Raw genomic sequence first — 25801 nt, 5'->3', positions numbered from 1 at the left:
GCTTACAATATTCCCTCATCTCATATAAAAAAAGAATATTTCCTCTCCGTTCTCTAGTGCCTCCAGCTTCCTTCTCCCTGCTTCCAGCCTCAAAACATTCCCATTAAAAAAATTACCTATCTTTATAATCCACAAACATAAATCCCTATGAAAAAAGTAGCAGTCATTCTCCTTGTCGCCTTTATTTTCATTCAGTTTTTTCCTATTGATAAAACCAATCCGCGTCCTACACCCGGCATGGACTTTTTGAAAATAAAAAATACTCCTGAAAAAGTAGCTAAGATTATCAGGACATCATGCTATGACTGTCATTCCAATGAAACTAAATATCCGTGGTATGCTGATATTTCACCCACTTCATGGTTTGTGAAAAATCATATTAATGAAGGCAGAAAACATCTTAATTTTTCTACCTTTGCAGTATATGAACCTCAAAGACAGCTTCGTAAACTGGAGGAATGTATGGAGATGGTTGAGAAAAAAGAAATGCCGCTTGAATCCTATTATCTAGGACATCAGGATGCAAAACTGACCGATGAACAGCGTGCAGAACTTATTCAATATTTCAAACAGGCCAAAGAAGACACAGAAAGAAGGATCATGTTTAATAAATAAAAGTGGTGGAAAACTGGGAAGACAAACATATTGTATTTTTTGACGGAGATTGTGGAGTCTGCAATTTCTGGGTACAGTGGATTCTGGAAAGAGATAAAAAAGACCAATTTATGTTTGCCTCACTTCAATCCGAATTCGGACAACAGTTTTTATCTGAAAGAGGTCTGGATACAAAGGTTTTCAACACATTATACCTTTGGAAACCCAAACAATATTACTTCATAAAATCGAGAGCCATCCTTCAAATTACCAATATATTAGGGGGAATTTATAAACTTTCAGCCATTGGTAAAATCTTACCTGCCTTTCTGAGCGATAAAGCTTATGATCTCGTTTCAAGAAACAGGATGAAACTGGCTAATCAAAAGTGTTACCTTCCGGATCAGCATCAGAAGAAAAAGTTTATTCAGGTGTAATTTCCCACAGATTTTACGGACAGCTACTTGGGTTATAAAAACCTGTGTTATCGGCAAAATCTGCGAGAAATATATGTATTATTATTTATTAAAATATAAGTTTCGATCGCCCCTCATTACTCATAAATTAAGCGACCACACAGAGTAACTATTCGGCGGACATTGAATTTTCACCCGCTTATCTCCCTGCGTTGTCGGATACCAGCTTGAATTTCCAGTAAAATCTTTGATCTGCTGATTACTCCAATTCGTATCGATCCATCTTTCCTGCCAGCTTGATGAGGTATTGATATAAACCACCAGTCCTGGATTTCCGTTGTAACCGTTACGTCTTGCAATATATTCATCATTGTCCGTGTATAAAATAGAAGTGGTTCCTGTAGCTTTATTATTGTGAATCCAGATCAGATTATTCAGTCTTTCCTTATTCAGCCATTCTTCATAGTCTCTGTAAAAAATGGTCGGATAGCCTTCATGGGTTAAAATGTAAGCATAGGCCGGCATTTTATTGTAAATAATATCGGTATCATGATTGGCAACAAAAGTTACTGCTTTGTACGGATTTCTTTTCCACATCATATCATCGTTCAATACATTCAGATTTCCGTTGTCAAAGGCTTCATCCATTTTATAATAGGCAGCAAAATCAAATACGGAACTGTTGGCATTATTCGCCCACCATTCTAACGTATTTACATTAGAATCCCATAATTCGCCTACAGAGAAACCTCCTACTTTAGAATTCCAGGTATTCACTACCCAGGGACCGAATCCTTTTACATAATCGAATCTCCAGCCATCAAATTTCATTACATTTTTATAATATTTTGCAACAGAATCATCTCTTCCCCACAACCAGTCCTGTACATGTGGATTGGCATGACAAAGGTCCGGGAATCCGCCAAAAGCTCCTTCATCATTATTTCCGTAAGCATTTTTATAAAAGTCATTGTAATTTCTTTGAAACTTTCCGGAAGCAACTCCTGAGAAATTAGTCCAGGTATTGGTTCCGGTAAACGGATTGGCTTCAGATTGCCCGCCACTGTTATGATTGATCACAATATCAGCATAAACCTGCATATTTTCTGCATGAGCTTTTGTAATCAATGCTTCAAGTTCCGTTCTTGATCCGAACCGGGTTTCTGTACTTCCGTTCTGATTAAAATTTCCAAAATCATAATAGTCAGTAGGATCATACCCCATAGAATAGGCACCGTTTTGAGCTTTTGAAGCCGGAGGAAGCCATACAGCACCAATTCCGGCATCAGACCATGCCGTTAATTTGTCTTTAACCGTATTCCACCAATTTCCACCATCAGGAACATCCCAATAGAACCCCTGCATCAGTACACTGCCTCCCGGGCCTGCTACAAACTTTGCCTGTGCCGATCCGGATACAGCTCCTGTACTGAAAGGTCTTCCATCATGGTGGGTTACATTTACTATTTTATTATGTACTTCTTCCTTCTTCAGGGAGTCTGTACTTAATTCATCGTTATTCTGGCATGAGCCAACAAGCGCTAAAGCCAATAGAGAAAGAAGAAATTGTGTTTTTTTCATCGGAATATTTAATTATCAAACTATTAACTAATTTACATTTTTATTAAAAACAAATTCAAAATAAGGAGAAATATTTTTATTTTAAATAATAATTCAAAGAGAATCATCTTTAAAGTTTTCATTAAAAAATCATAAATTTTCAAGATTCTCGAAACAATTTTTCTTTTAATCCATATATTTGCATACTATGGAATACAATACCCAAAAAACTCAGCTTCATATGCCGGAATATGGCAGAATTATACAACAGTTGGTTGAGCGCTGCAAAGAACTTCCTACCAAAGAGGAAAGGAACGAAATGGCTATGGCAATCATCGATTTTATGGGTCAGAGAAACCCACAACTTCGCGACGAGGAAAATTATAAACATAAACTTTGGGACCATCTTTTTATTCTTGCTAATCATAATCTGGATGTAGAATCTCCTTATCCGTTCCCAACCATGGAACAATTGGCAGAAAAACCTAAAAGAATGGAATATCCGAAACTTCAAGGTGACTTTAAGTTTTACGGAAAAAGTATTCTTCAATTGATAGAAAAAGCAATAGAACTGGAACAGGGTGATGAAAAAGAAGCCCTTATTGAAGTAATTGCCAACAATATGAAGAAGTCTTATAATGTCTATAATAAAGAACATGTGACGGATGATGTTATTTTCCGCCACCTGAAAGAACTGTCTGAAAACAGGTTGGATCTTACCGGAATAGATTCTCTTGAAAAAAGTAAAATCTACTACACCAGTAATAACAACAACCGAAATAATAACAATAACAACCGAAACAGCAACAACAGCAACAATAATAAAAATAATAATAACCAGCCTAATAAAAGGAGGCATAATAACAATCATAAAAACAGAAAATAATGAGTGGAACATTTCAGATAAGAGGAGGGAAAAGACTGCAGGGTGAAATAACTCCACAAGGAGCCAAAAATGAGGCTCTACAAATTCTGTGTGCAGTACTGCTGACTGACGAGGAAGTAAGGATTAAAAATATTCCGGATATCCACGATGTCAACAGACTGATTGAAATTCTGGGAGACTTCGGTGTAAAGGTTATTAAAAACGGGCATGGAGATTACACCTTCAAAGCTGATAAAGTAAACTTCGACTATATAAAGTCCAATGAATTTAAAAAAGACGGCGCCAAATTACGTGGATCCATCATGCTGATGGGACCGATGCTTGCCCGTTACGGAGAAGCTTATATGCCAACTCCGGGAGGAGACAAGATCGGAAGAAGAAGATTGGATACTCACTTCCAGGGGCTGGTTGAACTTGGGGCTGAATTTCATTATGATGAAGAGGAATATTTCTATTCTTTAAAAGCGAAAGAGCTTAGAGGGAAATTCATCTTATTAGAAGAAGCTTCTGTAACCGGTACTGCTAATATTGTGATGGCTGCCGCTTTAGCAAAAGGAAAAACAAGAATTTATAACGCTGCCTGCGAACCTTATCTTCAGCAATTATGTAAAATGCTGAACAGAATGGGAGCTAATATTTCAGGGATCGGTTCTAACCTTCTTACCATTGAAGGGGTAGAATATTTAAAAGGTACCGAACACACGATGCTTCCGGACATGGTAGAAATCGGATCATGGATTGGCCTTGCTGCCATGACTAAATCTGAAATCACCATCAAAAATGTAAACTGGAATCAATTGGGAGTGATTCCTAATACATTCAGAAAACTGGGAATTCAGCTTGAGCAAAGTGGTGATGATATTTACATTCCTGCTCAGGAGCATTATAAAATTCAAAAATTTATTGACGGATCTATCCTTACGATCTCTGATGCACCATGGCCGGGATTCACTCCTGACTTACTCTCTATTATTCTGGTAGTAGCAACTCAGGCAAAAGGAAGTATTCTGGTTCATCAGAAAATGTTTGAATCCAGATTATTCTTTGTGGATAAATTAATCGACATGGGAGCTCAGATCATTTTATGTGATCCGCACAGAGCAACTGTAATCGGATTAAACCAGGAAGCTCCGTTAAGAGGAACAACCATGGTTTCCCCGGATATCAGAGCCGGAAACGCCCTTCTTATTGCAGCCCTTTCTGCAGAAGGAAAATCTATCATCCACAACATCGAGCAAATCGACAGAGGATATGAGAACATCGATGGAAGACTGAAAGCAATTGGTGCTGATATCGAGAGAATCTAAACTTATTTTTATTACTATAGAGCGTTCAGAGAGATCTGAACGCTTTTTTTAACCGCCCCGTCAAAAATTCAGAGAATTTTTGACACCCCGGGAATGTTCACACCTTCAATTGGAACTATTGTCAAAATTGAAAGGATTCTCTAAAATCTACTGACTTTTTATTTTATTTTTTTCATGGTAAAATATCTGCATAATCTATTTGGCTGCGAGATCATAAAAAGAAAAAGTGCCCGGTAAAACCTGACACTTTGAGTAATTAAAACTATATGAATCTCCCCTAAGAATACTTCCGGCAGAGATACTCCACCGTTGTATTCAAAAGTTTATTTTTATTCAGATAGACTTCCAGTTTCTGATAATCCTCTGAATTGACATTAATATATAATTGTACCGAACCAAAACTATTTCCGTTCACATATTCCACATTTGCTGACAACACTCTATGACAGATCCCCATTTGATTATAGATGGTATTCATTAAATGCTCAAATTTCATTTTGCCATTCAACTCAATTTCCAATAATAATTCTTTTTTAGGCAGGTTCAGTTTATTTTGAAAAACCTGCAGACTAGGGTTAGGTGTAATCATTGCTAAATATTTTTTAATTAAACATTCTCAGATCATATTTTGTTCTGCATTTAAATCTGTCACAAAAGTATAAAAAAATATTAGTCTACCAAATAAGTAGACTAATATTTTTTTAAATTTAACATTTAATTAAATAAGTCAGGAAGTTTGAAGCTGGAGGATGGAAGTCACTGTATTTTAAAAATCAATACAAGTAAATCTATTCATTTTAAAGTCAATTTGTTAGTTCTAAATTTCATAAAATATTTGTTCAATAATAACTTCCAGCCTCCCTCTTCCTGCTTCCAGCTTCAAAGTTCTCCTACCCTTTCTAACTTTTCTGATCCGGCCAATCCATTGGGATTACAACCAGGTTCTCCTTCAGGAACCTTCAGTTTTTTCTTAGTGTAAAATTCTTCCCAGAATCTATTGATCTTTCCTGTCTTCGGATCCATGAACGTCATAGGTTCTAATTTAAAAATATGATCATCCCGAAAAGCTCTTTCTACAAAATCTGAACAGTAATAAGAATTTTCATCCAAAATATAATTGAAATTATAAGGCTTCCCCAGCATAGAATGTGCATTCTCAATAGCCACAGAAATTGATTCCTGATATTCAGCCTTGAGACGGTATACCACAATATTTTGCTGATCTTTTTGCTGATCTTTTTTCTGATCCTTCACAAAATCATTTAAACTTTGCTTTTGTGAACCGCCTTTTGGAGCTGCATGCAGAACAAACAATTTCTTTCCTTCTTTTTCGAGAATGCCAATATGATCAAAAGAAGCTGTCTTCTGCTTTTGGGTAACATTATTAATGGCTCCTGAAAGCCCGCTTTCTTTTGCTGTTACAAAAAGTAAATCTCCGTTTTGAAGCTGGCTTGTTCCGGGATAGGAATTACATTGCACTAACAGCAAGATTAAAAGAGATAGAAGTCCGCCAGCAATTCCTTTTTTTATTTTTTTATTGAAAATCATTTTAATTTCCGGTATTCTGATTGTTATTTACGTCAAAATTACAAAATAGAAATCATTACATTTGTGGAACAGACCGAGTAACTTTCATAGTAACCAAACCCTTTTGCTACTTTTATGCCTCATATTTTACTTGTTGAAGATGATAAAAGACTTTCCCGCCTTATTGGAAGAGGACTTCTTGAAGAGGATATGGATGTAAGCTTTGCCTATGATGGTGAAAAGGCTACAGAACTGGCTTCTACTCAGGATTTCAACCTCATCATTACGGATATTATTGTGCCTTTGAAAAATGGTCTGGATTTTTGCAAGGAAATAAAAAATCTAAAACCACAGATTCCGGTCATTATGCTGACTGCATTGGGAACTACAGATGATAAGCTGGAAGGTTTTGATTCCGGGGCAGATGATTACCTTACCAAACCTTTTGAAATGCGCGAACTGATTGCAAGAGTTAAAGTTTTAATGAAAAGATTCTCGATGCACACTCCCACAGAACAGCTTTTAAGGTATGAGAATATTGAAATGGATCTCAAATTGAAATCCATAAGCAGAAATGGCATCGCTATCAAACTTACCCCTAAAGAATTTAACCTTATGAAATACATGCTGGAAAATCCGGAAAGGGTCCTTTCCCGCTCAGAGATCGCTGAAAATGTATGGGAAACTCATTTTGATACAGGAACCAATTTTATTGATGTCTACATCAACTATATCCGGAAAAAAATTGACAGGGATTTTGAACATAAACTGATTCATACCAAAGCAGGTATGGGCTTTATTTTAAAAAAAGGATACGAAGAACACCAGCAATAAGAGCTAAGAAATGAAAATCAGGACCCGGCTTACCCTACTCTTTACCATTGTCACAGCCATGCTGATGATATTTTATGGTATTGCAGTATATTATTCTTCTAGTGAAGCCAGAGAAGTTTCATTTTATGCCCAGCTTAACAACGAAGCAGTGGCAAAAGCCAATCTTTTCTTTCAAAGTACATTGAGCGAAAAGGAAATGCACCGGGTTTACAAGAATAACACAAAAACTATTAATGAAGTTCAGGTGGCTATCTATGATCCGGAATTCAATCTGGTGTATCATGATGATTCAAAGGTAGATTTTGTTAAGGAGGATCCGAAAATGCTTTCCAATATTTTAAAAAAGAAGGAAATCAGTTTTTTCATTGGCGATCTTCAAGCCATAGGAATGGTTTACTCTCACAATGGAAAGGAATATCTGGTAACTGCTGCCGGGTACGATCAATATGGTTACAAATCTATCAATCATCTTCTTACCATCAGTATCATTGCTTTTATCAGTATTTTGATTTTGGTGTATCTGGCAGGAATATTTCTTTCAAAAAAAGTACTGAATTCCCTCAGTGAAATGGTGAGCCAGATTAAAAATATTACCGCAGGCAAACTACAGCTTCGATTAAAAACTACTAGTGAAAAAGACGAACTGAATGAACTTGCTCAAAACTTTAACGGAATGCTTGAACGCCTGGAAAATTCGTTTGATGCTCAAAAACATTTTGTTTCCAATATTTCACATGAACTTCGTACTCCGCTATCCGCAATTATTACAGAATTGGAGTTCTCTTCTGAAAAGGAACAAACCCGGGAGGAATATCAGCAAACTATTCAATATGCACTGGATGATGCCCGCAATATGGTGAAGTTATCCAACAGCCTGATGGACCTTGCCAAAGCAAGCTATGATCCTAATGAAATCAGTTTTTCAGAAGTCCGATTGGATGAAATTTTACTGGAATCTTATTCGAAAATAATAAAGGAAAATCAAGAATACAAAGTTTCTTTGAATATTGACAGCACAATAGAAGAACATCAACTTGTTATACAGGGAAATGAATATTTACTGCAGGTTGCCTTTAATAACCTTATCGATAATGCCTGTAAATATTCTCCGGTTCATACCTGTATGATTGATGTAAAAGCAAACAATGAAAAGCTTATTATCAGTTTTATCAATACAGGAATTGCCATTTTACAGGAAGACTTACTTCATATTTTTGAACCTTTTTACAGAAGTGATACCTCCAGACATGAAAAAGGATACGGAATCGGGCTTTTCTTAACGGAGAAAATTATTCATCTGCACCATGCAATCATCAAAGTAGCCTCTGAAAATAATGAAACTGTTTTTACAGTGATATTTGATATTGAAACGGTTTAGATTTTTTATGTGGCAAATATTCTTTAACCACAAATCGAAGATTCGACGAAGTCAAAAGACACAAAAATTATAAACACTTAAGGGATTTTAAGTGACAAGCGGCACGCCTAATAAGTACACTTAAGTTTAGAAAATCTCTGATTTTCTTTTCATACCAACCTTGAAAAGAAGCACACTGTTTCATTCAAGTGTATTTGAACCCTAACTTTCCTTAAAGCCTTAAGGCTTCTTAATGGTTTAAAAAATTATTCATGAGAAATTTTGCTGAAGATAGTAGTTCCAATACTTGCTGCAATTACACATCCAATAGAAATCCATTGTAAAAAAGAGAGTTCTTCTGCAAGAAATACTAATCCGGAAAGTGCAGCAAATGCGGGTTCCAGGCTCATCAGAATACTGAAAGTTTTTGCCGGAAGCTTTTTTAAAGCCATCATCTCCAGAGAAAACGGTAAGGCACTCGACAGAATTGCGACTCCCAATCCTTTTACAAAAATAGTTGGTGTAATATTGAAAACAGCCCCATCCCAAATCGTAAATGGAATAATTACCAAACTGGCAAATAACATCCCGGTGGTTACTGCATCTTTTCCATCCATTATTTTAGAAACTTTTCCGCCCATTACAATATAGAGCGCCCAGAATATCCCTGCCAGGAAAGCCAATCCCAGTCCCAACAAATCTATGTGATCGCTCTTCCATGGAACAATAAGTAATATTCCTACGCAGGCCAATAGCGCCCAAACTACATCCAATAGTTTACGGGATAATGCCAACGCAAGAAATAAAGGTCCGGCAAACTCAACAGTTACAGCCAGACCCAAAGGAATCCTCTGGATAGCCATATAAAAAATAAGATTCATGGCTGCCAATCCCACTCCATACATTGCACAATACTTCCATTTTTGTGGAGTAAACTGTAAAAATTTGGGACGATTGATAATGGTAAGTATAATAGCAGAAAGTACAATCCTTAAAGTAACGGTTCCAATAGCTCCGATTGCCGGGAAAAGCTGCTTGGCAATTGATGCTCCACCCTGTACACAGATAATGGCTAGCAATGTAGCAGGAATCGCTAAGTTTGAATTTTTCATTTCTAAAATTTATAATTTATTAAAGACAACCATGGTTTGAAACCGGAAGATAAAGCAAGCTTTATTCTGTAATAATTAATATTATTATACCACAAAGCTAGATTTTTGCCAAATGTATTGAAATTTCAGCTTAAAAAATGGTTACAGATTATGACTTTAATTCTCATCTGTAACCATTAATAAATCTATGCATAGTATCAAATCATACTATCAAGTATATATTTTTTTACTAAAAAGTCTCATCACCATTTTTTCTAATACAATTCTAATAGCATTCTAAAGCTTTTCTAACGGCTAAAAAAAGCCAGCCTTACTACTTTTGCACTGTAAAAAATAAAGCACATGGACGCAGATCCCTACAGTAATTATCAATCTTAAAAGCTTTAGTTGTACTCACTTTTCCCGTACAGCTTTCAAGCTTTATAAAAAAAGGAAAAGTTATGAATACATTTGAATTTACCCTTCGCTTATTAACTGCATTCTGTTTAGGCGCCGGCATAGGCTTCGAAAGACAGTGGCGTAAAAAAAATGCAGGCCTTCGCACCAATACTTTAGTTTGTATAGGCTCCGCAGCATTCGTCTTAATCGCCATCAGAATCGGAGGTGATGCAGCCGGAAGAATCACCTCTTATATTGTTAGCGGGATCGGATTCCTTGGTGGCGGTGTTATTATGAAAGACGGCCTTACCGTTCGGGGATTAAATACTGCCGCTACTTTATGGTGTTCCGCTGCAATAGGAGCATTATGTGCGCTGGGATACCCTAAAGAAGCACTCATTACCGTCTTTTTCATTGTTTCCACAAATATATTTCTACGACCCACTTTATCTACTCAAAAGGAAGCCAGAAGTAAGAAACTGGCTATTAAGAAAAAGAGCAGTACAAAACCCAAAATCAGCAACAGTACCCAATTTTATTAAGATCATGAAAAGAATCATCTTAAGTGTTATTACCCTTTTTGCAGTCTCCTGCAAGGACAATGCACCTCAACAAGCCTCAGAACAGGAAATCACTCTGAAAGACAATCAGGTTACCATTCCTGAAAACAACCCTGTTTTAAAGAAAATTAAAACCATCACCGTCAGTTATCAGGAATACAATCATGACATTACTTCTGTAGGAACCATAGAAGCTATTCCTAACAATTACGCAGAAATAGCCAGTCCTTTCTCAGGAAGAATTACAAAGGCTTTTGTCAATATTGGGCAAAAGGTGAATGCCGGAAGCCCTCTTTTTGAAGTCCTTTCCTCTGGCTATCTGGATATACAGAAAGAATATTCCGATGCTTTGAATGAAGCTGGGCTGGCCGAAAAAAAATACAAACGCCAGCAGGACCTTGTAAAACATGGTGTGGGAATACAAAAGGAACTGGAAGAATCTGAAACTGAGTTTAGGAATAAAAAGATCTCCTTATCAAATGCATCTACTGCATTAAAGATTTACAACAGCCAGAGTAAGGGTTCCGGAGGTTTAATTGTAAGAGCCCCTATTGCCGGAGAAGTTATTTCCAACAAAATAGTCACCGGACAGTATCTCCGTGAAGACGCAGACCCTGTAATGGTTGTTGCTGAACTTTCCAAAGTCTGGATCTCCGGAGAAGTGAAAGAAAAAGATCTTCGGTTCATTAAAAACGGAGATCAGGTAGCTGTAAAAGTCAATACTTATCCGGACAGGGCCATTGCCGGAAAAGTATATCATATCAATGATTGGGTAGATGAAGCAACAAGAAGTATTAAGGTTTTAATACAATGTGATAATCCTGACAGAACATTAAAGCCCGGCATGTTTGCTACCATTACCTACTCCACCGATTCTGAAAACACAATTATTATCCCAACCTCTTCGCTGATGCAAAAAGACGACAATCAATATGTCTGGATTAAAATAGGAAAAAACCAATTTGTGAAACGCAATGTAACCACTGCTGAAGCTGCTGAAAAAACAGTAAAGATTACTTCAGGACTTACATCCGGAGATGAGATCATGACGACAGGAGGAATTTATCTGCTGGATGTAAAATAAATGTAAAATGAGGAAACTGAAGTTTCCCATAAAGTTAGATTATGAAAAAATTATTAACAGTTTCCATACAGAAAAAATGGCTTATACTGGCCCTCTTTATATTATTAGGATTTTTTGGATACTATTCCTGGACTAAACTTTCCGTTGAAGCTTATCCGGACATTGCAGATACCACTTCACAGGTTGTCACCCAGGTACAGGGACTCGCAGCTGAAGAAGTAGAACAGCAAATCACTATTCCGCTGGAAAGAGCCCTTAACGGAATTCCGGGAATGCATGTTATGCGAAGCAAAAGTACTTTTGGACTTTCCATGATTACCATTGTATTCGATGACGGAATTGATGATTATTGGGCAAGACAGCGTATTCAGGAAAGGCTGGCTGAGGTTTCACTGCCTTATGGTGCCCAGCCGGGACTGGATCCACTGACTTCGCCTGTGGGAGAAATCTATCGCTATGTTATTGAGAGTGATAATCACAGTTTAAGAGAACTTACTGATCTTCAGAATTTCGTAATCATTCCGAGAATAAAACAGGTTTCAGGAATTGCGGATGTAACCAATTTTGGAGGAATAACCACTCAGTTTCAGATAGAATTAGATCCCAACAAACTGGAGCAATATGGTCTTTCTCTTTCGGAAATCATTGAAACCATCAGTAAAAATAACGCCAGTGCAGGGGGAAGTATGCTTCCCCGTGGAGATCTGGCCTATGTAGTCCGTGGGATCGGATTGATTAAAAATCTTGATGACCTTGGAAAGACCGTTGTAAAAACAGAAAAAGGAGTTCCTGTCTTTTTAAACGATATCGGAACATTAAAATACGGAAATCTGGAACGCAAAGGAATTCTCGGTTTTACCGACCGAAACAGAAACTACAATGAAAGTGTAGGTGGAATCGTCTTGTTATTGAAAGGACAAAATCCGTCACAAGTGTTAACAGGTGTTCATGAAGCAGTAGATGAACTCAACAAAAATATTCTTCCGGCTGGAGTAAAAATCCATACCTATCTGGATAGAACGGACCTGGTAAAGACCACTCTTACTACAGTTTCCCATACTTTAACGGAAGGAATTGTATTGGTGATTATTATATTAATTGTATTCCTTGGAAGCTGGCGGGGTGCTCTTCTTACAGCGATTACCATTCCTTTTTCACTTCTTATTGCTTTTATTTTAATGCATTTCACCAATATTCCTGCCAACCTTCTGTCATTGGGAGCCATAGATTTCGGAATTATTGTAGACGGTTCCATCGTAATGCTGGAAGCTATTTTAAGACAAAGAGAAGATCATCCAGAAAAGGAACTGGACGAAAAAACAATCATTCAAAAGGCCACTGAAATTGCGAAACCGATATTCTTTTCAGGAATTATCATCATTACGGCTTATCTGCCTTTATTCGCATTTGAAAGAGTGGAAAAAAAATTATTTACTCCCATGGCATTTACTGTAGGATATGCATTATTAGGTGCATTAGCCGTTGCTTTATTACTGATTCCCGGATTGGCTTATATGATTTACAGAAAGCCCCGAAAGCTCTATCATAACCGATGGCTTGAAAAAGTAAGTAACGCTTATGGAAAAGGAATAGATAAAATCATGTCTGCTCCGAAAAAGATCTTTATTCCTGCAGGAATCGTATTGCTTGGTGCCGGAATTCTCTCCTATAGCGTAGGGAAAGATTTCTTACCTGAACTTGATGAAGGTTCTATCTGGCTTCAGGTACAGCTTCCACCTGGAATTTCCTTGAAAAAAGCTCAGGAAATGAGTGATTCTCTCCGTCTGAGAACAATGAAACACTCAGAAGTTACTTATATTATGGTTCAGGCAGGCCGTAATGATGATGGCACAGATCCATGGACGGCTTCTCACTTTGAAGTATCTGTAGGAATAAAACCCTACAAGGAATGGGCATCAGGAAAAACAAAAGCAGACCTCATCAGAGAACTGGCAGAAGATTATAAAGAAATGCCGGGCTTTACCGTAGGTTTTTCCCAACCAATGATTGATGGTGTTATGGATAAAATATCAGGAGCGCACAGTGAACTGGTGGTAAAAATATATGGTGATGACTTCGCTGGAACCCGACAGGTGGCAGAAAATATTCTTTCCCTCTTAAAAACCGTTCCCGGCTCCGCAGATCTTGCCATTGATCAGGAACCTCCTCTTCCTCAATTGCAGATTGTGGCCGACAGAAATAAAATTGCCCAATATGGTTTGAATGTTTCTGATGTTACTGATCTTATTGAAACAGCCCTTGGAGGAAAAGCTGTCTCCCAAATTTTTATTGGCAACAAAGTATATGATATATCCTGCCGCTATGTGGAAGACAGCCGTAATACTCCTGAAAAAATCGGAAATCTGATGCTGGCTTCTTCTTCAGGAGCAAAAATTCCGCTTTCACAGATTGCCTCGGTAAAACTGAGTACCGGAGAAAGTACCATTACAAGAGAAATGAACAAAAGACATCTTACTGTAAAACTGAACCTTCGGGGACGTGATCTTACTTCATTTCTCAACGAAGCACAAAAGAGTATTGAAAAGAACATTCGCTACGATCATGAAAAATATCAGATCAAATGGGGTGGGCAGTTTGAAAACAAGAACAGAGCCTATTCAAGGCTGGCGGTTATTGTACCATTAGCATTAGCAGTGATGTTCCTATTGTTGTATGGTGCATTTGGAACATTCAGACAGGCATTGATCTTAATGAGTATTATTCCGCTTGCTTTATTTGGAGGAATGCTTGCCTTGAATATCAGGGGAATGTCACTCAACGTTTCTTCTGCTGTAGGTTTCATTGCTTTATTCGGAGTGGCTATTCAGAATGGAGTGATTATGGTTTCTCATATCAATACCCTAAGAAAAAGTGGAATTCCGCTTAAAGCATCAGTTATTCAGGGAGCGAAGGACCGTTTCAGGCCTGTACTGATGACTGCTTCCGTAGCCATCATAGGATTATTACCCGCTTCTCTGGCAACAGGAATCGGATCAGATGTACAAAGACCTTTGGCTACTGTGATTGTATATGGATTAATGTTTTCCACATTCCTTACCCTATTTGTACTTCCTGCCATTTATTATTTAGCTGAATATCGCTTTGACAAACAAAATGCAACCTCTCATGAAATATAATTTTTTAATCATATTATTCTGTACCGTTACCGGCATATTCATCAAGGCCCAAACGGAACAAGAGCCTATCTATTTTAATGAATATCTGAAATATGTAAAGGAGAAAAACCTTGGCCTAGCTGCACAGAAATATAATATCAGCATGGCCGAAGCCTCTATCCTTACCGCAGGAATTTTCCCGGATCCTCAGATTGAAATGGAAACCTCCAACAATGGGGTATCTAAAGATATGGGATATACCGTAGGAGGAGCTGTCAGCTGGACCCTCGAGCTGGGTGGCAAAAGAAAAGCCAGAATAGAAATGGCAAAGAATGAAGCTGAATATTCCAGGTTACAGCTACAGGATTATATAAGAAATCTGTTTGCTGATGCTACTTTAGGATACATTGAAGCATTAAAAGCAAAGGCATTACTGAATGTGCAGAAAGAATCCTATCAGAACATGCTTACATTAGCAAAATCCGACAGTATCCGATACAGATTGGGTGATATATCCAAAGTGACATCACAACAGACCCGACTGGAATCTTCTTCTTTATTGAATGAAGTTTATCAGCTTGAAGGAGCCCAACAGCAATCCGTCACAGCTCTATCCGATTTTATAGGAAGTGACTGTACCGGGAAAGATGTAAGTGGAAATCTTAATACATTCAACAGAAACTTCATATTGAATGACCTTATCACACAAGCTTTTAATGAAAGGGCAGACCTTCTGGCTTCAAAACAAAATATTAATACTGCTGCAAGCCGTGTTAAACTTGAAAAAGCCAACCGTGTCATAGATTTAGGATTAAGTGCCGGTGCCGGACATAATACTGTTGCCAATAATGAAATTGCACCCTCTCCTGCTGTTAATACGGTAAAATTTGGAATCAGTGTTCCTTTGAAATTTTCCAATCACCGGAATGCTGATTTAAAAATTGCAGAAATGGGCTATTCACAGGCAGAAACGGAATACAGACAGATTGAAAACAATATCCGAATGGAAGTTACTCAGGCTTATCAGCAATATACTTCTGTACAAAAGCAACTCCAGCAGTTTGACAATGGAATGTTAAAAGAAGCGGAAAACATACTGAAAGGCATTACTTACAGTTATCAGCGGGGAGAAAGCTCTATTTTAGAAGTTCTCAATGCCCAAAGGACATTTAACGAGCTTCGTCAGAATTATTTTCAGCTTTTAGCAGAAAACGCTTCCGCTTTAATAGAACTTGAGCGAAAAGCCGGAATCTGGGATATTGAGTTCTAAAAAAAAGGAAGTTAGAAGCTGGAAGAAGGAATTTTATACTCGCTGAAAAATAACTGAATGCCATTAATTAGCCTTTTAAACCTTGAAATATTTTTAATAATAAACGATAAACTATCAAAGATACAACAGGAACTTCCAGCATCCCGCTTCTCGCTTTCTGCTTAAAAAAAGCATCTATATTAAAAAAGCCCTGAAAACTATATGATTCAGGGCTTTTGTTATTTCTTATACTGAGATTCATAGATATTGATCCAGTCTTTCGCAGTCATTTTTTGGCTTAATTCTGCGATTAATTCAAAAGGGATGTCTTCCGGTTTTTTGAAACGTACGCAGGATTTTCCCATATCCAGTTTTTTTCTGGAATGTTTAGGATATTCGCCTACAAACCAATCCAGAAGGTCCGGTCTGGAATATAATCCCATATGATACAAGGCAATGAAATTCTTTTGTGAAGCCAGGTTGATAAATGGTAAAGGTGTACCAGGTGTACAATGATAACCCGCAGGATAGATTTCCAGTGGAACCACCCAACCTAGCATTCCATAATTGGTAGCTTCTTCAAAACCTTTTGGCAGGTTGTTTTTGATAATATCAAAAAGTTTTTTAAACGGCTCCTGCCTTTCTTCCGGAATCTTTGAAAGATAGTCTTCCAGTGAGTTTGATATGATTTGCATTTTCAGTAAGTTTTAGAGGTTTAAATTAAGAAATATTATTGATTATTAGACTGGAAGAAGGAAGAAGGAGGCTGGAAGTTACCATTCAACATATAATGGCTGAAAATATCATAAATCAGTATAAATGGATTATATGATTTTAAGATTTTGAGGACTATCTTACCTTAAAAAAAGCAGCAGTACAAAAATGTACTGCCGCCCAACTTTATTTACACTAAAAAAATTATTTCTTGATTGCTTTTACAGTAGAATGAGATCCATCCTTAAAGTGAAGAATCACAAAATACAGCCCCGAATTTAATCTGCTCAAATCAAGTTCTTTCGCAGAACCTTCCATTGTTTTCACAGTTCTTCCTGTAGTATCGGTTACAGTTACAGACTTAATATCTCTTGTATCTGATATATACAGAATATCTTTAAAAGGATTCGGATGAACGGATACTTTTTTCTCCTGACGGTTTACTTCCGAGGTACTTAGCTGAGCATTTTCAATGGTAAAATTCTTCACATAGAAATTATAATCCAGGTCTTCGTCTAGCGGTCCTGTACTTCCATAAAAAGCAAATATAGTATTTGCATTAGTAAAGTTAGCCAGATCGAAGGTATATTCATTTGATGTATTAGATGGAGAATTACCCGAATCCCAGGTTTGCAGAATTACCCATGTAGTTCCACCATCATTGGAAACAAGGAAATGAACAACATCATCGCTATCCATTGAAGAAGAAGAAGTACCTGAATAGGTAGTGATCCCGTAATTAAATTTCACTTTATATCCTCCTGCTGACAGGTTGAAGGCTCCCGTTTTCAGCCACCCTGTTCTATCCGAAGAAAATAAATTCATATGTGCTGAAGGTCCATTAGCTGAATTATTTAAAAAATTACGTGATCCCCAATAAAAAGAACCTGTACCTGATGGCCCAGTAGCCGGATCTCCTCCTACTAAATTATTAGCCCAGCATAATCCCGGAAAACTACTAAAATTATTAGTATAGGCAGGCACTAACGCACCACACTGTGTTGTAAATGATTTAACAAGAGACCATGAACTTTTACTTGTTGCCGTACTGCAATTGGCTCTTACCCAGTAATAATAAACTGTACTTGGAGATAGGTTATTCAAAGTATATGAGGTTCCTGTCACATTGGAATGATTAGGGTTGGCGTTACTCGCAGGTACGGTTGAACTTGTACTATAATAAATATCATAACCCGTAGTCTGATTGCTCGCAGGCACTGTCCATGATATTTGCGCTGAATTTGAAGTTACTCCGGTTGCTGCATCTGTAACAGGTGCCATACAATCTGAAAAAGCATCTGCAGAGAATGCAAATATGTTAGGAATACCTGATCCTGAACTTTTGGTAATGGTAATACTCTGTATTGGCTTAGCCTGATTAGCTGCATCAATATTCAAAACAGATTGATACAGTCTTGGGTTGTTACTACTAGGATCTAAGATATTGTTATCCCTGTTAATTCTTCCAATTCCCTGAATAGCAAAATTAGAACCACTGTACCAGTCTGAAAGACTGACATTGGAGAATATTTGAGTTGTATTATCTATGAAAGTCACTGTAGCACTTACGACTGATGTTCCACTACCACTTGTGGCAAGCATATACAGTTTAACAGCAGCTTTTGGAGTCGTAAATACCAAAGTTCCGTTCTCTCCGCTTGAAGCTAGTTTTAAAGAGTTATTAGCACTTAAATCTCCCAATTCATAAGAAAGTCCGGGAGTAGAGGCTACAACTGAATTGATGATCCCATCTGCAGGAAGACCATACGTGAGAGGAGTACTGGTAGAGGTCAGTTTAAAATCTTTCGCCACAAAAGCAAAAGATACCCCGTCTACATCAGACGTTGTAGAAACGGATGCCGATCCTATTCCATTAGCAATTACATCAGCCGTAAATCCAGATGCAATAGGCATCGTTTGAAAATTTTGAGCCGTAATAGAGGCGGCTGAGAGAAGAGCAACTGCGGGAAGTACTCTAGAAAATAAACTTATTGTCATTTTTTTTATATTTAAATTGAAAATTAAGAAAAATATCAACATAAAAAACTTATTTTTAATAAATATTTAACAATTACATGAAATAAACTCAACATTCACATTAAAACCGTTAAAATAATCTACTCCGCAAGTGCATAATAAGCCGTTTCTTCCTGTTCTTAATTTTATTATTGGGAAATTAAATCCTATTTTTGTCATACAAATTTTTGAACAATGCCGAATATTTCAAACAGAGCACTGCATATGCCACCATCGCCGGTAAGAAAACTGGTTCCCTTTGCGTTACAAGCAAAACAAAAAGGAATAAAAGTATATCACCTTAATATCGGGCAGCCTGATATTGAAACTCCGGAAACAGCATTAAATGCTTTAAAAAACATCGATCTTAAAGTATTGGAATATGCACTTTCTGAAGGTAACCTAGATTACAGAAAAGCCCTTACAGAATATTATCATTCTTTAGGTTTTTCAGACCTTACCCCTGATAACTTTATTGTTACCAATGGAGGCTCTGAAGCACTAAACTTTGCCATTTCAACTTTGTGTGACGATGGAGATGAAGTAATCATCCCTGAGCCTTATTATGCTAACTATAATGGCTTCACCAGCACATTTGATGTGAATGTAGTCGCAGTTTCATCTACCATAGATACTGGTTTTGCCCTGCCTCCAATTGAAGAATTTGAAAAAAAGATCACCGAAAAAACAAGAGCAATCATCATTTGTAATCCAGGTAACCCTACAGGATATCTTTATACTCGTGAAGAACTTCAGAAACTTGCTGATATTGCTTTAAAATATGATATTGTAATCATCTCTGATGAGGTTTACAGAGAATATGTATATGACGGAAAACAACAGGTATCTATTCTTGATTTCCCTGAACTGAAAGAAAACTGCATCGTTATCGATTCAGAATCCAAGCGTTATTCTATGTGTGGAGTAAGAATCGGATGTATGGTAACCCGCTCTCAGAAAATCCGTAATGCAGCAATGCTTTTTGCACAGGCAAGACTAAGTCCTGTTCTTTTGGGACAGATTGCAGCAACTGCAGCTCACCAGAATGACGGAGCTTATATCAGAGCCGTAAGAGAAGAATATACTCACAGAAGAAATATTTTAGTAGATCTTTTAAATGCTATTCCAGGGGTCATCTGTCCTAAACCTAGAGGTGCATTCTACTGTGTTGCAGAACTTCCTGTAGATGATACTGAGAAATTTGCACAATGGCTGCTTGAATCCTACTCCCACAACAAGGAAACTATTATGGTAGCTCCTGCAGGAGGATTCTACAGTGATCCTGAATTAGGTAAAAAGCAGGTAAGAATTGCTTATGTACTGAAAGAAGAAGATCTTAAGAGAAGTGCTGAAATTCTGAAAAATGCTTTAAAGCAATACAGAGAAGAGTTTAGCCTATAAAATCATATCATGCCGACAACAAAATATATATATCTGAAAATACTGTTTTCGATTTTTTTGCTGTCGGTATTTTTTTCCTGTGACCAGCAGAAATCAGAAAAATCTGCAATCAGTAAAAATCCGCGCGAAATTACCTTCATCGGACTATCCAATATAGGGGGAAGCAATGGATATTACAGAATCATAAAAGTCACTAAGGATTCAATCACTGCAGAAAAAGGAACCACCTCCAATAAAATGCATAAGGCATGGGCCTCGGCCATCAGTCCCGATACCTGGAAGCAACTCTCCTCATCCATCAGAGTTGAAGATCTTGATCATATAAAAAGTTCTCCAAGCCAACAATCGGTAGACAGAACAGATGAAGCTTTCCAGATCCGTACTCCGAAAAAAGCTCATATCTACATCAATTCATTTGTTGATACCATTCATTACAAACAGTTTCAACAACTTAAAGAACAACTAGACAAAATTCTTCCGAAAGAATACAAATAAAACATGCAAGAAAATTTTTCCTTACAGCCTTATAACACCTTTGGCGTTGCTGCCAAAGCAAAATACTTTGTTGAAAGTAACAACATCGAAGAATTAAAAGATGCCCTTACTTTTTCAAAAGAAAAATCTTTACCTCTTCTATTGTTGGGAGGAGGAAGTAATATACTGTTGACAAAAGATTTTGATGGTCTTGCCATTCAACTTAACCTAAAAGGAATTTCAGAAGAAGATCTTAATGAAAACGAAATTCTGGTTACCGCGAAAGCAGGCGAAAACTGGCATGAATTTGTGATGTACTGTCTGAATAAAAATTACGGTGGATTGGAAAACCTTTCTTTAATTCCCGGGAATGTAGGAACTTCTCCTATGCAGAATATCGGAGCTTACGGAACGGAAATAAAGGACGTATTTGTAAACTGTCAGGTACTGGATCTTGAGAATCTTGAGCTTAAAAATTTCAATCTTGAAGAATGCAGATTTGGTTACAGAGACTCTATCTTCAAACAGGAAGGAAAAGGAAGATATATTATTTTGGAAGTCACTTTTAAACTGACTAAAAAGGATCATCGCATCAAAACAGAATATGGAGCCATTACCTCCGAACTTGAAAAAATGGGAATTGAAAACCCTTCTATTCAGGATGTATCCAAAGCAGTCATTACTATCAGGCAAAGTAAATTACCGGATCCTAAGATCATCGGAAATGCCGGAAGCTTTTTTAAAAACCCTACAATTCCTTTAGTTCAATTTGAAACGTTAAAAAGTAAATTTGACAATATTCAGGGATATCCTAACGGAAATGTGGTTAAAGTTCCTGCAGGATGGCTGATTGAACAATGCGGATGGAAAGGTAAGCAAATCGGAAATGTAGCTTCACACAAACTTCAATCTTTGGTTATCATTAATGCAACGGGTGATGCAACAGGTAAAGAGATTTTTGATTTCTCTACTGAAATTATCAATTCTGTAAAGGATAAATTTGGAATTGAACTTGAACGGGAAGTGAATATTATATAACATTCACATCAGATTATATAACAGAATTCCGGGCATTTTCCGGAATTTTGTATTCTTATTTAAATTTATTCTAAATAATCATTGGCCGGCATTATTATATTTTATAATTTTGCGGTCTGTTTATTTAGAATAAATAAAAAATGATTAGATCTTTATCTTTTGTTTTCTTTTTCATTTTCAGTACCCATTGGATACAGGCCCAAAATGAAAGATCCCAATTGAACATCACTGTTTTTGATGAAAACAATAAAGAATTAGGAGGTGCTTCTGTTACCATCAATCAAACCTCTTTAACAACTGACAAAAATGGCCATGTCGATATCTCTGTCTCTAATGGCAAATATCATGTAAAAATTGTTCATCCTAACTTTCAGGAAAAAGAACTGAATATTGATCTTGCTTCATCACAAAATATGATCATTACACTTCAGCCTATTAATAAGCTGGAAGAAGTAATTGTATTTTCAAAAGAAGGAAAGGGCCTAACAACCAAGTCTGTTATTGACAGACAGGCTATGCAGCATTTACAGCCTTCAAGTTTTACCGATTTAATGGAACTTCTTCCTGGTGGGCTTTCAAAAGTACCGGTCCTAAACTTAACGAATAAAGCTACACTTCGCGAAAATACAGGAGATTACATCGGTGATAAATACAATACCTCATCCCTCGGCGTTCAGTTTATGGTTGATGATAACATCATCAATTCCAACGCAGATATGCAGGTTTCAGTAGATAACAGGCAGTTTTCTGAAGGCCCAAGATATAGGGAAACGGCAACTTCCGGCGTTGATATGAGAACCATTTCCACCAATGATATTGAAAAAGTTGAAGTAATCCGGGGTATTCCCTCTGCAGCATATGGAGATCTTACTTCCGGATTGATCAAAATTGAACGCAGGATAAAAGCAGCTCCACTTCAGGCAAGATTTAAAGCGGATGGATTCAGTAAGCAATATTACCTGAGTAAAGGCTTTAAGATTAATGATAAGTGGCAAATGAGTGCCAGTGCAGATTTCCTTGATTCGAAATCAAATCCCACCGATGATTTTGAAACCTACCAGCGTATTACAGCATCTGTCCGTTCGAAGAAAGTATCAACACTATGGTCAAAACCTTTAGAATGGAAATCTACTATTGATTTTTCTACTAACATTGACAGTAAAAAATATGATCCGGACAACGGATATCCACCAACAGATAAGTATGAATCCAATAATAAAAGAATCAGTTTCACCAATAATTTCATCTATCAGCTGGAGAAGAGTTCGTTTTTCAACAGATTAACGTTAAATACAGCCATTCGCCAGGGATTTGAAAAAATAGAACAGGTAAAGCTAATTCAATTATCAGGACCAAGATCTTTCTCCCTTGCTACAGAACAAGGAGAAAATGTGGGCTATTATCCGGATCTGCGCTATATTGCGGAATTCTCTACAGAAGGAAAACCTTTAGACATCACCGCTTTCTTACAGGCAAACGGTACAAAGAAAACCTTCGGAATTACTCACCAATACGAAGCCGGACTTGACTGGAAATATTCTAAGAATAATGGCCGGGGGCTTCAATATGACATGAAAACACCTCCGTCTGCCAGTACAGGAATTGCAAGACCAAGACCATACAATGCTATCCCAGCCTCAAGCCTGTTGGCTGCTTTTGTAGGGGATCAGATGAGCTATGCTATCAATCAGCATAAATTCACTCTATATGCTGGTTTAAGATTATCAAAAAACCTGGGAATAGACAACTCTTATGCGATCAGTAAAAAAGTCTTTGCAGAACCAAGGTTAAATTTCCAATACAGCCTGCCCCATCTTATTATCAATGATTATCCTTTAAAAACAGATGTCACCTTAGGATACGGTCTTTTCTATAAGCAGCCAACCCTATTGATGCTGTATCCAAATAACGAATATTGGGATTATACCCAACTGAATTATTATCATAATGATGCACAATACCGATATGTAAACTTTATGACGTACGTGCAGTCAAAGGAAAATAAAGAGTTACAAGCTGCAAAAAGCATCAAGAAAGAAATTCGTTTAGACCTTTCGTACAGGAATCATGAATTCTTTATGACCTATTTTAAAGAAAACATGACCAATGGATTCCGTAGTATGGACCAGACAGCTATTCACACTTATAAACAATATGATGCCACAAAAGTAGATATAACCCAATGGACACCCAACGGACCGGATTTAACAAATGTTCCTTATGAAGTTAAAAATATTTTCGGAGCTTATTCTACTACGGAAAACGGAAGTGAGACATTGAAACAAGGGATTGAATTTGGATATACTTCTCCAAGGATCAAAGCAATTAATACAAGATTTACCTTTACCGGAGCATGGTTTAAGTCTCAGTACAGAAACTCTACTCCTATTATTTTTAAACCTACAGCAACCATCGGTTCAGAAATATTTCCTTATTACGGAATTTATAAAAATGATAACGGATATGTTAATTCAAATATAAATTATAACCTGCTCATTGACACTTATCTTCCAAGTCTGGATCTGATTGTTTCAGCTTCTGTACAGGGAAGCCTGTATGATTATAGCAGAAATGACAGAAGAATTGCAGAGCCTGTTTCCTATTATGGAATGGATGGTGTCATACATCCTTTCACGGAAGCCGATAAAACTGATACCTACAAGCAATGGCTGATAAGAAATGTTTCGGTCTCTGATAATCTTGACAAGCTCTATACTTTTACTATGACAGGAAATATAAAGATTACCAAAAGTATTTACAAAGCTCTTCGTGCTTCCTTATTTGTAAACAGGCTTTTCAACTACAGCGCACCCTACACATTCAACAATGTAAAGGTGTACCGAAAAAGGATGAATACACCTTATTTCGGAATGGAATTAAACTACAATTTTTAAAATATAAAAAATAAGTAACATGAAAAAAAGATTTTTACTATTAAGTTTTGTAGCCATGATGGGGACTGCATTTACAGTAACATCATGTACAGATGATGAATTCGGAGTACAGGCTGCAGGACAAAATGGTGTACTTACCCTGTCTTTTACTGGTGAAAATATTTCTATCTATGAAAAACTGGATATTGAAGCTATAGAAGTAAATACCGGAGCCACCACCAAAAGAACAAGCCAAAACGCAAATGTTATTTCCCTAGAGCTGCCTCATGGTTCTTATAAAATCACCGTAAATGGTAAGATTGTCAACAATCAGCTCCAAACCATTGATGTTGCCGGAACAGCTAATGCTGATGTCGTCACTTTAATCAACGATGTTAAAATTCCTTTATTCTTCAAAACATTCCATGAAGATTTTATCATTGAAGAAATATTTTTTACAGGAATAAAAACTCCGGATGGTAAAAACTATAACTCAAGCCGTTATTTTAAAATTGTAAACAATACGAACAAGGTTCTTTATGCGGATAACCTGATCATCGCCAACTCAAGGTTCATGACCACTGAAGATGATAACCCTACCCCATATGATGTCACCAAATATTTTCCGGTAAAAGGAGTTCTGATTCTGCCTACCGATCCGGAAGGAAAAATTAAAAAATATCCTGTAAAACCTGGTGATTTTATTGTGGTAGCAGATAATGCCATCAATCATAAGGCACAGACAAGTACAGCTTTTGATTTGCATAATGCCGACTTTGAATTTCCATCATCAGTTCCGGCACTGGGGCAGGTAGATAATCCGGATGTACCCAATGCAGATTTGGCCTATACTGCAGCAAACAATATGTTCACTATCCATAACAGAGGTTTTGAAAGTTTTGTGATTGCCCGTTTTCCAGCTGGTGAGACAAAGAATACCTTCCTGCAAAAAAACAAATACGATTACAGCTATATCTCTTCAGCAGGAACTGTTATGACAAGAAACTCATATTCAATTCCAAATTCATGGATTATAGATGGAGTTAACAACAGTGTTCCTACAAAATTTGTACATCTTCTGACTTCTCCAAGCATTGATGCAGGATGGACTTCTGTAGGGAGTATAGACAGTGATCCAAACCGTTTCGGAAAAACCGTAAGACGTAAAATAATTGGAACAATGGGAGCAAATAGCAATCTGTATATGGATACCAACAACTCTTCCAATGACTTCATGAGAGATTCCGAAGCAAGTTTAAAAAATGGTATTGTTCATCCAAAATAATGTTACACTTTTCAATACAT

At 37.0% G+C, this 25801-nt stretch carries 20 protein-coding genes and 1 pseudogene; 15 read left to right on the top strand and 6 right to left on the bottom strand.

Annotation, left to right across the window (positions count from 1 at the left end):
* The first annotated feature begins 147 nt into the window (after positions 1-147).
* Both M2372_RS14640 and M2372_RS14635 read left to right on the top strand, forming a co-directional pair.
* Complete coding sequence (locus M2372_RS14640; protein ID WP_123320644.1) at positions 148-615, top strand: heme-binding domain-containing protein; 468 nt, start codon at positions 148-150, stop codon at positions 613-615.
* A 5-nt stretch (positions 616-620) separates the two neighbouring features.
* Positions 621-1031: a thiol-disulfide oxidoreductase DCC family protein gene (locus tag M2372_RS14635; RefSeq protein WP_123320981.1), complete on the top strand. Its 411-nt coding sequence runs from the start codon at positions 621-623 to the stop codon at positions 1029-1031.
* 120 nt (positions 1032-1151) lie between these two features.
* On the opposite strand, the gene M2372_RS14630 is transcribed toward M2372_RS14635, so the two are convergent.
* Positions 1152-2591 carry an alpha-amylase gene (locus tag M2372_RS14630; RefSeq protein ID WP_123320645.1) on the bottom strand — a complete coding sequence of 480 codons (1440 nt, stop codon included), beginning with the start codon at positions 2589-2591 and terminating at the stop codon, positions 1152-1154.
* Positions 2592-2778: 187 nt separating this feature from the next.
* Here M2372_RS14630 and M2372_RS14625 point away from each other — a divergent pair, with 187 nt between their 5' ends.
* Both M2372_RS14625 and murA read left to right on the top strand, forming a co-directional pair.
* The gene (locus M2372_RS14625) at positions 2779-3456 is read left to right on the top strand and encodes a DUF4290 domain-containing protein (protein WP_123320646.1); all 678 of its coding nucleotides are present in this window, start codon (positions 2779-2781) and stop codon (positions 3454-3456) included.
* Positions 3456-4763 carry a UDP-N-acetylglucosamine 1-carboxyvinyltransferase gene (gene murA, locus M2372_RS14620; RefSeq protein WP_115968720.1) on the top strand — a complete coding sequence of 436 codons (1308 nt, stop codon included), beginning with the start codon at positions 3456-3458 and terminating at the stop codon, positions 4761-4763. Before M2372_RS14625 ends, murA begins: the two co-directional genes overlap by 1 nt.
* Positions 4764-5040: 277 nt before the next feature.
* On the opposite strand, the gene M2372_RS14615 is transcribed toward murA, so the two are convergent.
* Together M2372_RS14615 and M2372_RS14610 are read right to left on the bottom strand one after the other, a co-directional pair.
* Positions 5041-5352, bottom strand: coding sequence for an NIL domain-containing protein (locus M2372_RS14615; protein WP_115968719.1), 312 nt, complete (start codon positions 5350-5352; stop codon positions 5041-5043).
* Between the two features lie 290 nt (positions 5353-5642).
* Positions 5643-6311, bottom strand: coding sequence for a YiiX/YebB-like N1pC/P60 family cysteine hydrolase (locus tag M2372_RS14610; RefSeq protein ID WP_123320647.1), 669 nt, complete (start codon positions 6309-6311; stop codon positions 5643-5645).
* Between the two features lie 114 nt (positions 6312-6425).
* Between M2372_RS14610 and M2372_RS14605 the strand changes: the two genes are divergently transcribed.
* Both M2372_RS14605 and M2372_RS14600 read left to right on the top strand, forming a co-directional pair.
* Positions 6426-7124: a response regulator transcription factor gene (locus tag M2372_RS14605; RefSeq protein ID WP_115968717.1), complete on the top strand. Its 699-nt coding sequence runs from the start codon at positions 6426-6428 to the stop codon at positions 7122-7124.
* 10 nt (positions 7125-7134) lie between these two features.
* Positions 7135-8502: an ATP-binding protein gene (locus M2372_RS14600; protein ID WP_123320648.1), complete on the top strand. Its 1368-nt coding sequence runs from the start codon at positions 7135-7137 to the stop codon at positions 8500-8502.
* 245 nt (positions 8503-8747) lie between these two features.
* On the opposite strand, the gene M2372_RS14595 is transcribed toward M2372_RS14600, so the two are convergent.
* On the bottom strand, positions 8748-9593 hold the full coding sequence (locus M2372_RS14595) for a DMT family transporter (RefSeq protein WP_123320649.1): 846 nt from the start codon (positions 9591-9593) through the stop codon (positions 8748-8750).
* Positions 9594-10033: 440 nt separating this feature from the next.
* Between M2372_RS14595 and M2372_RS14590 the strand changes: the two are divergent.
* The 4 genes and pseudogenes from M2372_RS14590 to M2372_RS14575 all read left to right on the top strand — a co-directional run.
* A pseudogene (locus tag M2372_RS14590) lies at positions 10034-10414 on the top strand (MgtC/SapB family protein); the annotation flags it as partial.
* Positions 10415-10517: 103 nt separating this feature from the next.
* Positions 10518-11615, top strand: a complete 1098-nt coding sequence (locus M2372_RS14585) for an efflux RND transporter periplasmic adaptor subunit (RefSeq protein WP_123320650.1) — start codon at positions 10518-10520, stop codon at positions 11613-11615.
* A 41-nt stretch (positions 11616-11656) separates the two neighbouring features.
* Positions 11657-14752, top strand: coding sequence for an efflux RND transporter permease subunit (locus M2372_RS14580; RefSeq protein ID WP_123320651.1), 3096 nt, complete (start codon positions 11657-11659; stop codon positions 14750-14752).
* Positions 14742-16001: a TolC family protein gene (locus M2372_RS14575; protein ID WP_228455765.1), complete on the top strand. Its 1260-nt coding sequence runs from the start codon at positions 14742-14744 to the stop codon at positions 15999-16001. Before M2372_RS14580 ends, M2372_RS14575 begins: the two co-directional genes overlap by 11 nt.
* A 218-nt stretch (positions 16002-16219) precedes the next feature.
* Here M2372_RS14575 and M2372_RS14570 read toward each other — a convergent pair whose 3' ends face one another.
* Both M2372_RS14570 and M2372_RS14565 read right to left on the bottom strand, forming a co-directional pair.
* A complete protein-coding gene (locus tag M2372_RS14570) occupies positions 16220-16675 on the bottom strand; it encodes a DUF1801 domain-containing protein (protein ID WP_123320653.1) in 456 nt (151 codons plus the stop codon).
* 223 nt (positions 16676-16898) lie between these two features.
* Positions 16899-18692 (bottom strand): T9SS type A sorting domain-containing protein, encoded by a 1794-nt coding sequence (locus M2372_RS14565; protein WP_185018887.1) that lies wholly within the window; start codon positions 18690-18692, stop codon positions 16899-16901.
* Positions 18693-18905: 213 nt separating this feature from the next.
* On the opposite strand from M2372_RS14565, the gene M2372_RS14560 reads away from it, so the two are divergent.
* From M2372_RS14560 to M2372_RS14540, 5 genes are all read left to right on the top strand, one after another.
* Positions 18906-20111, top strand: a complete 1206-nt coding sequence (locus M2372_RS14560; protein WP_115968705.1) for a pyridoxal phosphate-dependent aminotransferase — start codon at positions 18906-18908, stop codon at positions 20109-20111.
* Between the two features lie 9 nt (positions 20112-20120).
* Entirely contained in the window at positions 20121-20606 is a 486-nt protein-coding gene (locus M2372_RS14555; RefSeq protein ID WP_123320655.1) for a hypothetical protein, read from the top strand.
* Between the two features lie 3 nt (positions 20607-20609).
* Complete coding sequence (gene murB / locus M2372_RS14550; protein ID WP_123320656.1) at positions 20610-21623, top strand: UDP-N-acetylmuramate dehydrogenase; 1014 nt, start codon at positions 20610-20612, stop codon at positions 21621-21623.
* A 140-nt stretch (positions 21624-21763) separates the two neighbouring features.
* Positions 21764-24517: a TonB-dependent receptor plug domain-containing protein gene (locus M2372_RS14545; protein WP_123320657.1), complete on the top strand. Its 2754-nt coding sequence runs from the start codon at positions 21764-21766 to the stop codon at positions 24515-24517.
* Between the two features lie 19 nt (positions 24518-24536).
* A complete protein-coding gene (locus M2372_RS14540) occupies positions 24537-25781 on the top strand; it encodes a DUF4876 domain-containing protein (protein WP_123320658.1) in 1245 nt (414 codons plus the stop codon).
* Positions 25782-25801 lie beyond the last annotated feature (20 nt).

Origin of the sequence: Chryseobacterium sp. BIGb0232 (assembly GCF_024810195.1) — a bacterium.
GTDB lineage: Bacteria > Bacteroidota > Bacteroidia > Flavobacteriales > Weeksellaceae > Chryseobacterium > Chryseobacterium pennae.
Note: the sequence above shows the minus strand (reverse complement) of the source record. Positions and strands in the feature narration are given on the sequence as shown.

Coding starts and splice junctions, on each gene's coding strand:
- M2372_RS14640 (WP_123320644.1), top strand. CDS start 148: ATGAAAAAAGTAGCAGTCATTCTCCTTGTCGCCTTTATTTTCATTCAG.
- M2372_RS14630 (WP_123320645.1), bottom strand. CDS start 2,591: ATGAAAAAAACACAATTTCTTCTTTCTCTATTGGCTTTAGCGCTTGTT.
- M2372_RS14625 (WP_123320646.1), top strand. CDS start 2,779: ATGGAATACAATACCCAAAAAACTCAGCTTCATATGCCGGAATATGGC.
- murA (WP_115968720.1), top strand. CDS start 3,456: ATGAGTGGAACATTTCAGATAAGAGGAGGGAAAAGACTGCAGGGTGAA.
- M2372_RS14615 (WP_115968719.1), bottom strand. CDS start 5,352: ATGATTACACCTAACCCTAGTCTGCAGGTTTTTCAAAATAAACTGAAC.
- M2372_RS14610 (WP_123320647.1), bottom strand. CDS start 6,311: ATGATTTTCAATAAAAAAATAAAAAAAGGAATTGCTGGCGGACTTCTA.
- M2372_RS14605 (WP_115968717.1), top strand. CDS start 6,426: ATGCCTCATATTTTACTTGTTGAAGATGATAAAAGACTTTCCCGCCTT.
- M2372_RS14600 (WP_123320648.1), top strand. CDS start 7,135: ATGAAAATCAGGACCCGGCTTACCCTACTCTTTACCATTGTCACAGCC.
- M2372_RS14595 (WP_123320649.1), bottom strand. CDS start 9,593: ATGAAAAATTCAAACTTAGCGATTCCTGCTACATTGCTAGCCATTATC.
- M2372_RS14585 (WP_123320650.1), top strand. CDS start 10,518: ATGAAAAGAATCATCTTAAGTGTTATTACCCTTTTTGCAGTCTCCTGC.
- M2372_RS14580 (WP_123320651.1), top strand. CDS start 11,657: ATGAAAAAATTATTAACAGTTTCCATACAGAAAAAATGGCTTATACTG.
- M2372_RS14575 (WP_228455765.1), top strand. CDS start 14,742: ATGAAATATAATTTTTTAATCATATTATTCTGTACCGTTACCGGCATA.
- M2372_RS14570 (WP_123320653.1), bottom strand. CDS start 16,675: ATGCAAATCATATCAAACTCACTGGAAGACTATCTTTCAAAGATTCCG.
- M2372_RS14565 (WP_185018887.1), bottom strand. CDS start 18,692: ATGACAATAAGTTTATTTTCTAGAGTACTTCCCGCAGTTGCTCTTCTC.
- M2372_RS14560 (WP_115968705.1), top strand. CDS start 18,906: ATGCCGAATATTTCAAACAGAGCACTGCATATGCCACCATCGCCGGTA.
- M2372_RS14555 (WP_123320655.1), top strand. CDS start 20,121: ATGCCGACAACAAAATATATATATCTGAAAATACTGTTTTCGATTTTT.
- murB (WP_123320656.1), top strand. CDS start 20,610: ATGCAAGAAAATTTTTCCTTACAGCCTTATAACACCTTTGGCGTTGCT.
- M2372_RS14545 (WP_123320657.1), top strand. CDS start 21,764: ATGATTAGATCTTTATCTTTTGTTTTCTTTTTCATTTTCAGTACCCAT.
- M2372_RS14540 (WP_123320658.1), top strand. CDS start 24,537: ATGAAAAAAAGATTTTTACTATTAAGTTTTGTAGCCATGATGGGGACT.